The sequence below is a fragment of the Escherichia sp. E2748 genome (assembly GCF_005781125.1).
Taxonomy (GTDB): domain Bacteria; phylum Pseudomonadota; class Gammaproteobacteria; order Enterobacterales; family Enterobacteriaceae; genus Escherichia.
The window spans coordinates 75,286-89,239 of record NZ_VATP01000021.1 but is presented as its reverse complement, the minus strand read 5'-3'; the positions used below and the strand labels follow the sequence as shown (position 1 = coordinate 89,239).

General features: G+C 51.5%; 13 protein-coding genes and 1 pseudogene. 7 read left to right on the top strand and 7 right to left on the bottom strand.

Annotated features, from left to right (window positions below; all coding sequences use genetic code 11):
• Positions 1 to 30 precede the first annotated feature (30 nt).
• Positions 31 to 129, top strand: a pseudogene (locus FEK42_RS23215) (hypothetical protein); the annotation flags it as partial.
• 36 nt (positions 130 to 165) lie between these two features.
• Positions 166 to 786, top strand: a complete 621-nt coding sequence (entD, locus tag FEK42_RS16910; RefSeq protein WP_135492595.1) for an enterobactin synthase subunit EntD — start codon at positions 166 to 168, stop codon at positions 784 to 786.
• Positions 787 to 907: 121 nt separating this feature from the next.
• Here the strand turns inward: entD and hokE are convergent, their stop codons facing one another.
• Both hokE and FEK42_RS16895 read right to left on the bottom strand, forming a co-directional pair.
• On the bottom strand, positions 908 to 1,060 hold the full coding sequence (gene hokE, locus FEK42_RS16905; RefSeq protein ID WP_000956465.1) for a type I toxin-antitoxin system toxin HokE: 153 nt from the start codon (positions 1,058 to 1,060) through the stop codon (positions 908 to 910).
• 224 nt (positions 1,061 to 1,284) lie between these two features.
• On the bottom strand, positions 1,285 to 1,989 hold the full coding sequence (locus FEK42_RS16895) for a GNAT family protein (RefSeq protein ID WP_131161018.1): 705 nt from the start codon (positions 1,987 to 1,989) through the stop codon (positions 1,285 to 1,287).
• A gap of 141 nt (positions 1,990 to 2,130) precedes the next feature.
• Here FEK42_RS16895 and FEK42_RS16890 point away from each other — a divergent pair, with 141 nt between their 5' ends.
• From FEK42_RS16890 to ybdG, 5 genes are all read left to right on the top strand, one after another.
• A complete protein-coding gene (locus tag FEK42_RS16890; protein WP_135492594.1) occupies positions 2,131 to 3,249 on the top strand; it encodes a YbdK family carboxylate-amine ligase in 1,119 nt (372 codons plus the stop codon).
• A 65-nt stretch (positions 3,250 to 3,314) separates the two neighbouring features.
• Positions 3,315 to 3,563: a DUF1158 domain-containing protein gene (locus FEK42_RS16885; RefSeq protein ID WP_130260260.1), complete on the top strand. Its 249-nt coding sequence runs from the start codon at positions 3,315 to 3,317 to the stop codon at positions 3,561 to 3,563.
• A gap of 64 nt (positions 3,564 to 3,627) precedes the next feature.
• Entirely contained in the window at positions 3,628 to 3,996 is a 369-nt protein-coding gene (locus FEK42_RS16880) for an MmcQ/YjbR family DNA-binding protein (protein ID WP_130206405.1), read from the top strand.
• Positions 3,997 to 4,089: 93 nt separating this feature from the next.
• Positions 4,090 to 4,743, top strand: coding sequence for an oxygen-insensitive NAD(P)H nitroreductase (nfsB, locus tag FEK42_RS16875; RefSeq protein WP_105477963.1), 654 nt, complete (start codon positions 4,090 to 4,092; stop codon positions 4,741 to 4,743).
• Positions 4,744 to 4,850: 107 nt separating this feature from the next.
• Positions 4,851 to 6,098, top strand: a complete 1,248-nt coding sequence (ybdG, locus tag FEK42_RS16870) for a mechanosensitive ion channel YbdG (protein WP_135492593.1) — start codon at positions 4,851 to 4,853, stop codon at positions 6,096 to 6,098.
• A gap of 95 nt (positions 6,099 to 6,193) precedes the next feature.
• Here the strand turns inward: ybdG and pheP are convergent, their stop codons facing one another.
• The 5 genes from pheP to cusC form a co-directional block, all read right to left on the bottom strand.
• On the bottom strand, positions 6,194 to 7,576 hold the full coding sequence (gene pheP / locus FEK42_RS16865; RefSeq protein ID WP_135492592.1) for a phenylalanine transporter: 1,383 nt from the start codon (positions 7,574 to 7,576) through the stop codon (positions 6,194 to 6,196).
• Positions 7,577 to 7,688: 112 nt separating this feature from the next.
• Entirely contained in the window at positions 7,689 to 10,832 is a 3,144-nt protein-coding gene (gene cusA / locus FEK42_RS16860; protein WP_135492591.1) for a Cu(+)/Ag(+) efflux RND transporter permease subunit CusA, read from the bottom strand.
• 11 nt (positions 10,833 to 10,843) lie between these two features.
• Positions 10,844 to 12,067 carry a Cu(+)/Ag(+) efflux RND transporter periplasmic adaptor subunit CusB gene (gene cusB / locus FEK42_RS16855; RefSeq protein ID WP_135492590.1) on the bottom strand — a complete coding sequence of 408 codons (1,224 nt, stop codon included), beginning with the start codon at positions 12,065 to 12,067 and terminating at the stop codon, positions 10,844 to 10,846.
• A gap of 15 nt (positions 12,068 to 12,082) precedes the next feature.
• Positions 12,083 to 12,415 (bottom strand): Cu(+)/Ag(+) efflux RND transporter periplasmic metallochaperone CusF, encoded by a 333-nt coding sequence (gene cusF, locus FEK42_RS16850; protein WP_000709870.1) that lies wholly within the window; start codon positions 12,413 to 12,415, stop codon positions 12,083 to 12,085.
• A gap of 157 nt (positions 12,416 to 12,572) precedes the next feature.
• The gene (cusC, locus tag FEK42_RS16845; protein ID WP_138211898.1) at positions 12,573 to 13,946 is read right to left on the bottom strand and encodes a Cu(+)/Ag(+) efflux RND transporter outer membrane channel CusC; all 1,374 of its coding nucleotides are present in this window, start codon (positions 13,944 to 13,946) and stop codon (positions 12,573 to 12,575) included.
• Positions 13,947 to 13,954 lie beyond the last annotated feature (8 nt).

Here is a 13,954-nt window from a genome sequence, read left to right as displayed (position 1 = left end):
CAGATTGTTGACAAAGTGCGCGTCGTTCATGCCGGATGCGGCGTGAACGCCTTATCCGGCCTACAAAAATCTTGTCAATTCAATATATTGCAGGACCACGTAGGCCTGATAAGCGTAGCGCATCAGGCAGTTTAGCGTTTGTCATCAGTCTCTAATATGGTCGACATGAAAACTACGCATACCACCCTCCCCTTTGCCGGACATACGCTGCATTTTGTTGAGTTTGATCCGGCGAGTTTTCACGAGCAGGATTTACTCTGGCTGCCGCACTACGCGCAACTGCAAAACGCTGGACGGAAACGCAAAGCCGAACATTTGGCCGGGCGGATCGCTGCTGTTTATGCGTTGCGGGAATATGGCTATAAAGGTGTACCAGCAATCGGCGAGCTACGCCAACCTGTGTGGCCTGCGGGGTTAAATGGCAGTATTAGCCACTGCGGGACTACGGCATTAGCCGTGGTATCTCGTCAACCGATTGGCATTGATATCGAAGAAATTTTTTCTGCGCAAACAGCGGCAGAATTGACAGACAACATTATTACGCCAGCGGAACACGAGCGACTCGCAGACTGCGGTTTAGCCTTTTCTCTGGCGCTGACACTGGCATTTTCCGCCAAAGAGAGTGCATTTAAGGCAAACAAGATACAGGCTGCTCCAGGTTTTCTGGATTATCAGATAATTAGCTGGAATAAACAGCGGATCATCATTCGACGAGAGGATGAGCAGTTTGCTGTGCACTGGCAGCTTAAACAAAAGATAGTCATAACGCTGTGCCAACACGATTAATTGACAACATCTGGTACGGTTCGCCCGCAGCCATCACTGACCGCGGGCGAAAGTGTAAAGCAGGTGCCTTACCATCCTGACCTGACAACCGGATATGCGGGGATTGCTCCCCGCACAACGGCTACTTCTTCGGTTCGTAAGCGAGAACAGCCTTAAACTCAATATTACGTTCCTTTACCGTGAACTCACACAGCGAGTCTCCGACCAGAAGCGTAAATCCCAGCACCGTTAAACACAGCACTATGACTGCCACAAGGGCATATTTCGTCAGCATGTTTATATTGCCTCCATGCGAAGAAGGGACTACCATCCGAGTTGTTGAGGTTCGGAGTGGCAGCCCCAGGGTTGATAGAAATATCTCCTGGGGCTTCATCTTTCCAGACCTCAGAGTAAACCTGAAACCGGAAAGCTTCAGGCACCCGCAGTTATCTTACCCTTCCTTAGCAAAATTACTGTTTATTTATACAGTAAGTTCTGTTTCGGACTTTCCGTCATTCATTATCCGATCCTCAACTGGGCCAGGCTTTTTTTCTGCCCTCCCAGCTCGTCAAAATTCTCCTCCGCCAGCCAGCTCTGCAGCACCTTGCCACATTGCGGCCATTCGCTATCAATAATCGATAACCAGTCGCTGTCACGGTTACGCCCTTTGCGCACGATTTTCTGCCGGAAACGACCTTCAAAAACAAAACCTAAACGTTCAGCAGCGCGGCGTGATGCCAGATTAAGCGAATCACATTTCCACTCCACGCGCCGATAATTATGAGCAAACGCGCATTGCAAAAGTAACCAGATCGCTTCTGTACCGAGCACGCTATTTTTCATTCGCGGAGACCAGGTAACATGGCCGATTTCAACCGAACCATGTTCGCGTTCGATTGCCATAAAACAGACCAGCCCAACGGCCCGCGCAGAACGATTATCAACCACGGCAAAGGGCACCAGTGAAAGATCATTCACTTTGCCAGCAATCCATGACTCGGTAGCAGCAACACTTGCCGGACGACTGCTGGCAAGCCACGTCCAGTCACGCTCGTCTGGCGCCTGAGCATATGCATCAAACAGATCGCCTGCGTGACGTTGCGCGTCTAGTGGCTCCAGTCGACACCATTGTCCTTCCAATAAATGACGCGGTAAAACCGCTGCACCTTGCCAGTCCGGCAGCGCATCGCCGACCGTCTGTCCATATTGATTAATTTCCGGCACGACCTTCCCCTTTTGCTGATGTTTTAAACTGTTATATCAGTTCGCAATCACAACAAGAAAGAAACATTCCAGAACTTCCGCATCTCGCCCAGCCGCTCCCACTTCTATACTGAATAGAAAACGCCAACATAAGAGAAACCTATGCCATTACCCGATTTTCATGTTTCTGAACCTTTTACCCTCGGTATTGAACTGGAAATGCAGGTGGTTAATCCGCCGGGCTATGACTTAAGCCAGGACTCTTCAACGCTGATTGACGCGGTTAAAAATGAGATCACTGCCGGAGAAGTAAAGCACGATATCACCGAAAGTATGCTGGAGCTGGCGACGGATGTTTGCCGTGATATCAACCAGGCTGCCGGGCAATTTTCAGCGATGCAGAAAGTCGTATTGCAGGCAGCCGCAGACTATCATCTGGAAATTTGTGGCGGTGGCACGCACCCGTTTCAGAAATGGCAGCGTCAGGAGGTATGCGATAACGAACGCTATCAACGAACGCTGGAAAACTTTGGCTATCTCATCCAGCAAGCGACCGTTTTTGGTCAGCATGTCCATGTTGGCTGCGCCAGTGGCGATGACGCTATTTATTTGCTGCACGGCTTGTCACGGTTTGTGCCGCACTTTATCGCCCTTTCCGCCGCGTCGCCATATATGCAAGGAACGGATACACGCTTTGCCTCCTCACGACCCAATATTTTTTCCGCCTTTCCCGATAATGGCCCGATGCCGTGGGTCAGTAACTGGCAACAATTTGAAGCCCTGTTTCGCTGTCTGAGTTACACCACGATGATCGACAGCATTAAAGATCTGCACTGGGATATTCGCCCCAGCCCCCATTTTGGTACGGTAGAAGTTCGGGTGATGGATACCCCGTTAACTCTTAGCCATGCGGTAAATATGGCAGGATTGATTCAGGCTACCGCCCACTGGTTACTGACGGAACGCCCACTCAAACATCAGGAGAAAGATTACCTGCTGTATAAATTCAACCGTTTCCAGGCCTGCCGTTATGGTCTGGAAGGCGTCATTACCGATCCGCACACCGGCGATCGTCGGCCTCTAACGGAAGACACCTTGCGTTTACTGGAAAAAATCGCCCCTTCCGCACATAAAATTGGCGCGTCGAGTGCGATTGAGGCCCTGTATCGCCAAGTTGCCAGCGGCCTGAATGAAGCACAATTGATGCGCGATTTCGTCGCCGATGGCGGCTCGCTGATTGGGTTGGTGAAAAAGCATTGTGAGATCTGGGCCGGTGACTAAGCCGGGAATTGCCTTACAGAAGAATATCCCTGACAATGGTGTTTTAACTTACATTTAACAATGTTATGAAACACCCTTTAGAAACCTTGACCACCGCAGCAGGCATTTTGCTGATGGCTTTTCTCTCCTGCCTGCTGCTGCCCGCCCCCGCACTAGGGTTGACGCTGGCACAAAAACTGGTGACCTCGTTCCATTTGATGGATCTTAGCCAGCTTTACACTTTATTGTTTTGCCTGTGGTTTTTAGTGCTGGGCGCTATTGAGTATTTTGTTCTGCGCTTTATCTGGCGACGCTGGTTCTCGCTGGCGGATTAAACGTCGATTATCGTCGTGCTTCGCGGCATACTTTGCTTATTCTCCTTCGCCTAAAGGAACGTTTATGGATAAGCAATCACTGCACGAAACGGCGAAACGCCTAGCCCTTGAGTTACCCTTTGTCGAGCTTTGCTGGCCGTTTGGCCCGGAGTTTGATGTGTTTAAAATTGGCGGCAAGATTTTTATGTTGTCGTCAGAACTGCGCGGCGTTCCCTTTATCAATTTGAAGTCCGATCCACAAAAATCCCTGTTAAATCAGCAGATATATCCAAGCATTAAGCCTGGGTATCACATGAATAAAAAGCACTGGATTTCGGTCTATCCCGGCGAAGAAATCTCCGAAGCGTTACTTCGCGATCTGATCAACGATTCATGGAATTTAGTGGTTGATGGCTTAGCTAAACGCGATCAAAAAAGGCTGCGCCCTGGCTAAAACGTAAATCTATAGCGCATTTTTCTCGCTTACCATTTCTCGTTGAACCTTGTAATCTGCTGGCACGCAAAATTACTTTCACATGGAGTCTTTATGGATATCATTTCTGTCGCCTTAAAGCGTCATTCCACTAAGGCATTTGATGCCAGCAAAAAACTTACCCCGGAACAGACCGAGCAGATCAAAACTCTACTGCAATACAGCCCATCCAGCACCAACTCCCAGCCGTGGCATTTTATTGTTGCCAGCACGGAAGAAGGTAAAGCGCGTGTTGCCAAATCCGCTGCCGGTAATTATGTGTTCAACGAACGTAAAATACTTGATGCCTCGCACGTTGTGGTGTTCTGTGCAAAAACCGCGATGGACGATGCCTGGCTGAAGCTGGTTGTTGACCAGGAAGATGCTGATGGCCGCTTTGCCACGCCGGAAGCGAAAGCCGCGAACGATAAAGGTCGCAAGTTCTTCGCCGATATGCACCGTAAAGATCTGCATGATGATGCAGAGTGGATGGCAAAACAGGTTTATCTCAACGTCGGTAATTTCCTGCTGGGCGTGGCGGCTCTGGGTCTGGACGCGGTACCCATCGAAGGTTTTGACGCCGCCATCCTCGATGCAGAATTTGGTCTGAAAGAGAAAGGCTACACCAGTCTGGTGGTTGTTCCGGTGGGTCATCACAGCGTTGAAGATTTTAACGCTACGCTGCCGAAATCTCGTCTGCCGCAAAACATTACCTTAACCGAAGTGTAATTCTCCCTTGCCGGGCATCTGCCCGGCTATTTCCCCTCAGATTCTCCTGATTTGCATAACCCTGTTTCAGCCGTCATCATAGGCTGCTGTTGTATAAAGGAGACGTTATGCAGGATTTAATATCCCAGGTTGAAGATTTAGCGGGTATTGAGATCGATCACACCACCTCGATGGTGATGATTTTCGGTATTATTTTTCTGACTGCCGTTGTAGTGCATATTATTTTGCACTGGGTGGTACTACGTACTTTCGAAAAACGTGCCATTGCCAGTTCACGGCTGTGGCTGCAAATCATTACCCAAAATAAACTCTTCCACCGTTTAGCTTTTACCCTCCAGGGGATTATCGTCAATATTCAGGCGGTATTCTGGCTGCAAAAAGGCACCGAAGCAGCTGATATTCTGACCACCTGCGCGCAGTTGTGGATCATGATGTATGCGCTGCTTTCAGTCTTCTCGTTGCTGGATGTTATTTTGAATCTGGCACAGAAATTCCCGGCGGCAAAACAGTTGCCGTTAAAAGGGATATTTCAGGGGATTAAACTGATCGGCGCGATTCTGGTCGGCATTTTGATGATCTCACTGCTGATTGGTCAGTCACCGGCAATTCTGATCAGTGGTCTTGGCGCGATGGCCGCCGTGCTGATGTTGGTGTTTAAAGATCCGATCCTCGGTCTGGTGGCCGGCATTCAGCTTTCCGCGAACGATATGCTGAAACTGGGCGACTGGCTGGAAATGCCAAAATACGGCGCGGATGGCGCAGTAATTGATATCGGCTTAACCACCGTCAAAGTGCGCAACTGGGACAATACTATTACCACTATTCCCACCTGGTCGTTGGTATCTGACTCCTTTAAAAACTGGAGCGGGATGTCGGCATCCGGTGGGCGGCGTATTAAGCGCAGTATCAGTATTGATGTCACCAGTATTCGTTTTCTTGATGAAACTGAAATGCAGCGGCTGAATAAAGCGCATTTGTTAAAGCCTTATTTAACCAGCCGCCATCAGGAAATTAATGAGTGGAATCGCCAGCAAGGTTCTACGGAGTCGGTATTAAACCTGCGCCGAATGACCAATATTGGAACCTTTCGTGCCTATCTGAACGAATATCTGCGTAACCATCCGCGGATTCGTAAAGATATGACCTTAATGGTGCGCCAGTTAGCTCCGGACGATAACGGTTTACCGCTTGAGATCTACGCGTTTACTAATACCGTGGTGTGGCTGGAATATGAAAGCATTCAGGCTGATATATTCGACCATATATTTGCGATCGTCGAAGAGTTTGGTCTGCGACTTCATCAGTCGCCAACCAGCAATGATATTCGCTCCCTGGCGGACGCATTTAAGCAGTAATTAAAAGCCGCTCTCATCGAATGGATGAGAGCGGCTTCAGATTGTTGTCATCGTTTTGTCGGATGCAGCGTGAATGCCTTATCCAATCGGCACTATTATTTCGCTTTCCGACGCAGCGTTTTAAACGCCACAAACAGGAATACAATCCACACCGGCAGCAGAATTGCCGACAAGCGCATATCATCCATCGTGCACATCAGCAGCAAAATCATGCCGAGAAAGGCAATGCAGAGATAGTTGCCGAACGGATAAAGCAGCGCCTTAAACTGTGTTTCACGCCCCTGACGTCGCATCGCTGCACGAAAACGCAGATGTGCCAGGCAGATCATAATCCAGTTCAACAGCAGCGTTGCCACCACCAGCGCCATCAGCAGACCAAACGCTTTTTGCGGCAGCAGATAGTTGATTAACACCACCAGCGAAGTGATCGCTCCGGAAAGCATCAGCGAGTTGATCGGCACGCCGCGACGGCTAACGCGAGTCAAAAACTTCGGCGCATTACCCTGCACAGAAAGACCAAATAGCATCCGGCTGTTAGAGTAAACCCCGCTGTTGTACACCGATAATGATGCTACCAGAATAACGAAGTTCAGCGCAGAAGCCACCACGTTACTGTCGAGATTATGGAAAATCATCACAAACGGGCTACTGTTGGATTTCACTTCCACCCACGGATAGAGTGCCAGTAAAACCACCAGTGAACCGATATAAAACAGCAGGATGCGATACACCACCTGATTCACTGCTTTAGGGATGCTTTTTTCCGGATCGCGTGCTTCAGCGGCAGTAATACCAATCAGTTCCAGCCCTCCGAAGGAGAACATAATCACCGCCAGCGACAAAATAAGCCCCTTCCAACCCGTGGCAAAGAAACCACCGTAGCGCCAGAGGTTGTCGATACTGGCTTTCTCGCCGCCGTGACCAGAAAACAGCAGCCACAGGCCAAATCCGATCATGCCGATAATCGCCAGCACTTTAATCAGCGCAAACCAGAACTCGGTTTCGCCATATAAGCGCACGTTCACCAGGTTAACGGCGTTGATGATAATAAAGAAGGCGGCAGCCCAAATCCACGTTGGAACATCCGGGAACCAGTACTGCATATAGATGCCCGCAGCGGTCAGCTCTGCCATTCCCACCAGCACGAACATCACCCAGTAGTTCCAGCCAGAAAGGAAGCCCGCAAACGGTCCCCAGTATTTATAGGCAAAGTGGGCAAATGAACCGGATACCGGCTCTTCGACCACCATCTCGCCAAGCTGGCGCATAATCAGGAAAGCAATGATCCCGGCGACGCCGTAGCCCAGCAATACAGCCGGACCCGCCATCTGAATCGCCGGGCCAATGCCAAGAAACAGACCAGTACCAATAGCGCCGCCCAGCGCAATCAGTTGAATATGACGGTTATGTAATCCGCGATGAAGCGTCGGCTCTTGATTCGACGCAGTATCTTCCGATACGGTTGACGCGTTTTTCACGCCTTTCCCCTGTGTGTCTTTTTTGTTGAGGGGCACCTTTTAACATTTAGTGCCCATCGTCGCAAGACACAATCCACACAGTTAAACCGGGTATCCTTCCCCGGCTCTACCCTTATTTCCAAACCCGATGCCGATGCAGCCACATCAGCTTATACGCCGCCGGGATAATAAACAGCGATAGCAGAGGTGCGGTGATCATGCCGCCAATCATCGGCGCGGCGATGCGGCTCATCACCTCTGAACCTGCTCCCGTTCCCCACAGAATCGGCAGCAGACCGGCGATAATCACCGCCACTGTCATTGCTTTCGGGCGCACGCGCAGTACCGCGCCGTGATATAACGCCTCATCCAGCTTCTGCTCGCTGAATGTTTGCGGATTATTCAGCGACGGCTCGGCCTCTATGGCGTGACGTAAATACATCAGCATCACCACGCCAAATTCGGCGGCGACCCCGGCAAGGGCAATAAAACCGGTACCCGTCGCCACGGAAAGATGAAAGCCCATCCACCACAGCAACCAGATACCGCCCACCAGCGCAAACGGTACGCTGCTGATAATCAGCAACGCTTCGCCCACCCGACGGAACGCCAGATACAACAGCACGAAGATGATCATCAACGTCATCGGCACCATGAGTTTCAGCTTATGGTTGGCGCGCTCCAGCAACTCGAACTGCCCGGAGAATGCCACGCTGGTGCCCGGTTTTAACTGCACTTTCTCGGCAATCGCTTTTTGCAGATCGTGAACCACCGACACCATGTCACGATCGCGGGCATCGATATAAATCCAGCTCGTCGGGCGCGCATTCTCGGTTTTCAGCATCGACGGTCCGGTAGAGACTTTAACGTCGGCCACGTCTGCGAGGGTAATTTGCTGCTTCATCGGCGTCAGGATCGGCAGCTGACGCAGCGCCTGCGGACTATCGCGCCAGCTTTGCGGATAACGCAGATTAATTGGATAACGGGCAATCCCTTCCACCGTTTCGCCAACCATCGCCCCGCCCACTGCAGAAGTCACAAACAACTGCACATCCGCCACCGTCATACCGTAACGCGCGGCTTTTTCACGGTTAATCTCAACGTTGATATAGCGCCCACCTTCCAGACGCTCGGCAAGAGCAGAAGCCACGCCTGGTACCGTTCGCGCCACTTCTTCAATTTGCTCCGCCATCGCATCGATATCCGCCAGCACAGTGCCGGAAACTTTAATGCCGATGGGGCTTTTAATGCCGGTTGAGAGCATATCGATACGGTTACGAATTGGCGGCACCCACAGATTCGCCAGCCCCGGCAGACGCACGGTGTTATCCAGTTCCTCAATGATTTTGTCCATCGTCATGCCGGGTCGCCACTGATCCTGCGGCTTAAGCTGGATGGTCGTTTCGACCATCTCCAGCGGAGCAGAATCGGTGGCGGTTTCTGCTTTCCCAGTTTTGCCAAATACCCGCGCCACTTCAGGTACGCTCATAATCAGCTTGTCGGTTTTTTGCAGCATGCTCGCCGCCTCCGCTGCGGAAATCCCTGGCAGCGTCGATGGCATATACAACAAGTCGCCTTCATTGATCTGCGGTAAAAATTCCCCGCCAACTTTATTGAGCGGCCAGAGAACCGTCAGCACCGAAAGTGCCGCCACCAGCAGCGTGGTTTTTGGCCAGTGCAATACTTTCAGCAACAGCGGATGATAAATACGAATCAAAAAGCGATTGAGCGGGTTACTGCTTTCTGGCGGAATTTTGCCACGGATCCAGTACCCCATCAGGATAGGGATCACTACGATCGCCAGCAGCGCAGCCCCCGCCATCGCATAAGTTTTGGTGAACGCCAGCGGGCCAAATAGACGCCCTTCCTGCCCTTCCAGGGTGAAGATCGGGATAAACGACAGCGTGATAATCAGCAGACTGATAAACAGCGCCGGACCTACTTCAACAGATGCATCGGTGATCACCTGCCAGCGCGTTTTATTATCCAGCGTGGCGTCAGGATGCTGGTGCTGCCACTCTTCGAGCCGTTTATGCGCATTCTCGATCATGACGATGGCGGCATCGACCATCGCCCCGACGGCAATCGCAATACCGCCCAGCGACATAATATTGGCGTTCAGTCCCTGGAAGTGCATGACAATAAAAGCAATACACAACCCCAGCGGCAACGAAATAATCGCCACCAGCGCCGAGCGCACATGCCAGAGAAACAGCGCACAGACTACCGCCACCACAATAAACTCTTCCAACAGCTTGCCGCTGAGGTTATCGATGGCCCGGTCAATGAGCTGGCTGCGATCGTATGTTGTAACTATCTCCACGCCTTCCGGCAGACTACTTTTCAGCGTTTCCAGTTTGTCCTTCACGGCGGCGATCACTTCACGGGCGTTTTTGCCGGAGCGCAGGATCACCACCCCGCCAGCCACTTCGCCTTCGCCGTTCAGTTCGGCAATACCCCGGCGCATTTCCGGGCCAATCTGGACCTTGCCAACATCACGCAGATAAACAGGCACGCCATTTTCACTGGCTTTTAAAACGATATGATTAAAGTCGTCGAGCGTTTGCAGATAGCCGCTGGCGCGCACCATATATTCCGCTTCCGCCAGTTCGATCGACGAACCGCCCGCTTCCTGGTTTGAAGCATCCAGCGCGCTTTTCACTTCGGCGAGACTGATGCCATACTGCGCCAGGCGCTGGGGATCGATAACCACCTGATACTCTTTCACCACACCGCCCACCGACGCCACTTCCGCAACGTCAGGGATGGTTTTTAGCTCATATTTGAGAAACCAGTCCTGCAATGAGCGTAAATCGGCCAGATCGTGCTTACCGCTGCGATCCACCAGCGCATATTCATAGATCCATCCAACACCCGTGGCATCTGGCCCCAGCTCGGCGCTGACTCCCGTAGGCAGCTTACCCTGTACCTGGTTGAGGTACTCCAGCACCCGCGAGCGCGCCCAGTACGGATCGGTGCCATCTTCGAAAATGACATACACATAAGAGTCGCCAAACTGCGAGAAACCGCGCACAGTCTTCGCGCCAGGCACCGACAACATGGTGGTAGTTAGCGGATAAGTCACCTGATTTTCAACGATTTGCGGTGCCTGACCGGGATAGCTGGTTTTAATAATCACCTGCACATCGGAGAGATCCGGCAACGCATCCACTGGCGTGTTAATGATGGTCCAGGTACCCCAGATACTTAGAAACAACGCGCCCATCAGCACCAGAAAACGGTTTGCCACCGAGCGACGAATAATCCATTCAATCATTGGTTATTCCCTCAATGCGCATGGGTAGCACTTTCAGAGCGCATCCGCTCCAGTGCGCCAGAAATATTGGCTTCGGAATCAATCAGGAACAGGCCGCTGGAAACCACCTTTTCACCTTCTGCCAGACCAGAGCGTAACGCGGTGACGCCTTGCGATGCCTGGAAAACGGCAACGCGTTTCGGTACAAAGCGCCCGTCGGCATCAATGGTAATCACCCGCTGTTCGTTGCCGGTATCAATCAGCGCCTGTGACGGAATGAGCAGCATCGGTTCGCTGGCGGTATTGAGTTGCAACCAGGCGTTCATTCCCGGTTTTAGCGCCTCGTCGGCGTTGTCGACTTCCAGACGCAGCTGCAGCGTGCGGGTCGCAGCATCCACGCCGGGTAGCAGCGTCCATTTGCGGATGGTGAGTGTTTTATCGGGTCGCGCCGGAACGGTGAGCGTAAACTGCGAGGCATCTTTCACCAGCCAGGCGATGGATTCCGGGATCGCAGCAGTGACCCATACCGGGTCCATACCCTGAATTTTCGCGACCACGTTATCTTTGGCGATATTCATACCCGCACGCAGATCAAACGCGGTGATCACGCCATCAATGGGCGCTTTGAGCGTAAAGCGAGTCTGGATTTTTTGCGTGGCAATCAGGCGGCGAATATCCGCCTCCGGCATTCCCGCCAGTCTCAGCCGCTCAAGAATGCCTTCAGTCTGGGTCGCCGTACCGCCGGTTTCGCGCAGCAGTAAATACTCACTCTGCGCTTCCACCCAGTCGGGAATGGTCAGGTCGAGAAGCGGTGTGCCCTTTTGCACTTTATCGCCCACGGTAAGCGGATAAACCTTATTGATAAACCCGGCGGCGCGGGCCTGCACAATGGCATACTGATACTCGTTGTAACTGACATTGGCAGGGAAACTCTGGGCAAAAGTCAGCGGCCCGCGCGTGACGGTAGCCGTTTTCACTCCCAGATTCTGCGTCTGAGTCGGGTCAATGCGCACACCAGACGCAGAACTCTCTTCATCGGCATATTTCGGCACCAGATCCATATCCATAAACGGCGATTTACCTGGTTTATCGAACCGCGTATTGGGATACATCGGGTCGTACCAGAATAAGACTTTACGTTCTGCGGTCGACGTTTTTTCTGCGGGCGGTTCAGCTTGGGCAAACCAGGTAAAACCTGCCGCAGAAATAATACCGCCCGCGATCATGCTGCCGATAATAAGCGCGATTTTTTTCATCTCATTAAACCTGGGTTACTGGCTGACTTTAATATCCTGTAATAAAGAAAGGTTGCCCTGCTGGACAAAATTAAACGCCACTTTGTCGCCGGTTTTAATTTCACTCATTTTCGTCTGCGGGGTGATGGTAAAGCGCATGGTCATCTCCGGCCAGTTCACGGCAGCAATCGGATCGTGATGGATGGTGATTTTTTTGCTTTCCAGATCAATACCTTTTACCACGCCAGTGGCGCTAATAACCTGTGGTTGTGCTTCGCTCATGGTTTCATGATGATGTTCGTTAGCCTGGGCATTAAAGCCAATAACGGTAAACAGACTGAACATTGCGACTTGCAGTGCTTTTTTCATTTATTCTCTCCTGGAGTTAAAAGTCATACTCTAAATAATTCGAGTTGCAGGAAGGCGACAAGCGAGTGAATCCCCAGGAGCTTACATAAGTAAGTGACTGGGGTGAGCGAACGCAGACGCAGCACATGCAACTTGAAGTATGACGAGTATATTGGTGTCAACCGCCACCAAGTGCGGTATATAAAGAAATTTCGTTAACCTGACGGGCATAATTCAGGTCAAGTAAAGTTTGTCGGGTTGCAAATAAAGAACGCTCGGCATCCAGCACTTCCAGATAGCTTACTGCGCCGTGCTGATATAATGCCCGCGCCCGTTGCAAAGTAATTTGCAGCGATGCCAGATAACGCTGCTGGGCGCTGATTTGATCGTTCAGGCTTTGACGTAATGCCAGCGCATCTGCCACTTCTTTAAAAGCATTCTGGATTTTCTGTTCATAATTCACCACCGACTGCTGTTGGCGAATTTCGGCGATATCCAGATTTGCCTGGTTGCGTCCGGCATTAAAAATAGGGATCTCAATTTTGGGTATAAAATTCCACATCCCGCTGCTGGCGTTAAATAATGACGACAGATCGCTGCTGGCGGTCGATATTCCGCTGGTCAGGCTTATAGACGGGAAAAATGCCGCACGCGCAGCGCCAATATTGGCATTAGCCGCCATTAACGCGTGTTCAGCTTCCATAATATCCGGGCGCTGCAATAAGATTTGCGACGACAAGCCCGCCGGTAATTTAACGCTTTGCAGGCTGTCGCTGTTTACTGTCTGCGCTTGCGGTAGCGTGCCGTAGCTTCCCAATAACAGTTGCAATGCATTATTTGCCTGCGCCAGTTCCCCCTGACGTTTAGCGATGTCGCTACGGGTACTTTCTATCACTCCGCGAGCCTGTTCCAGCGCCAGAACATTGCTGCTACCGGTCAACAATTGTTTTTCGACAAACGCATAGGACTGCTGATAATTACGCAGCGTTTCTTCGGCTATTTGCAATTGCGCATAAGCCAGCTGCTGATTGAAATAGCTTTGCGCGACATTAGAAACCAGCAGAATATGCACCGCGCGTCGGGCTTCCTCAGTGGCTAAATAATTCTGTCGCTCGGCTTCACTCATGTTCTTTAAACGACCGAAAAAATCGAGGTCAAAGCTGGCGTTAAGGCCAGTCGAGAACTCCCGCGTCGTGGCGGAATCGCCTTTAAGATTGCCGCTCCAGCTGCCGCTGCCCTCGCCATTGAGCTGTGGGTAGCGGTCGGCATCGGTCAGACGATATTGCGCCCGCGCCTCCTGAACTTTCAGCGTCGCCATGCGCAAATCCCGGTTATTCACCAGCGCCTCGCTAATCAGCGTCTTCACCTGATTATCAACAAAAAAGGTGCGCCAGCCCGCGTTCTGGTAGTTATCCGCTGCGTTAACCAGGCCGTTCTGGCTGAGTGAGAACTGCTGCGGCACGGGCATTGCCGGACGCTGATAATCCGGTGCCAGTGAGCAACCGCTTAGCGCAAGGGCCACACAAAGTGTCAGGAATTTACAATGAGACATAGGCGCAT

Excerpts from the sequence above, each read along its gene's own strand:
- entD (WP_135492595.1), top strand. The coding sequence starts at position 166 with ATGAAAACTACGCATACCACCCTCCCCTTTGCCGGACATACGCTGCAT.
- hokE (WP_000956465.1), bottom strand. The coding sequence starts at position 1,060 with ATGCTGACGAAATATGCCCTTGTGGCAGTCATAGTGCTGTGTTTAACG.
- FEK42_RS16890 (WP_135492594.1), top strand. The coding sequence starts at position 2,131 with ATGCCATTACCCGATTTTCATGTTTCTGAACCTTTTACCCTCGGTATT.
- FEK42_RS16885 (WP_130260260.1), top strand. The coding sequence starts at position 3,315 with ATGAAACACCCTTTAGAAACCTTGACCACCGCAGCAGGCATTTTGCTG.
- FEK42_RS16880 (WP_130206405.1), top strand. The coding sequence starts at position 3,628 with ATGGATAAGCAATCACTGCACGAAACGGCGAAACGCCTAGCCCTTGAG.
- nfsB (WP_105477963.1), top strand. The coding sequence starts at position 4,090 with ATGGATATCATTTCTGTCGCCTTAAAGCGTCATTCCACTAAGGCATTT.
- ybdG (WP_135492593.1), top strand. The coding sequence starts at position 4,851 with ATGCAGGATTTAATATCCCAGGTTGAAGATTTAGCGGGTATTGAGATC.
- cusA (WP_135492591.1), bottom strand. The coding sequence starts at position 10,832 with ATGATTGAATGGATTATTCGTCGCTCGGTGGCAAACCGTTTTCTGGTG.
- cusB (WP_135492590.1), bottom strand. The coding sequence starts at position 12,067 with ATGAAAAAAATCGCGCTTATTATCGGCAGCATGATCGCGGGCGGTATT.
- cusF (WP_000709870.1), bottom strand. The coding sequence starts at position 12,415 with ATGAAAAAAGCACTGCAAGTCGCAATGTTCAGTCTGTTTACCGTTATT.
- cusC (WP_138211898.1), bottom strand. The coding sequence starts at position 13,946 with ATGTCTCATTGTAAATTCCTGACACTTTGTGTGGCCCTTGCGCTAAGC.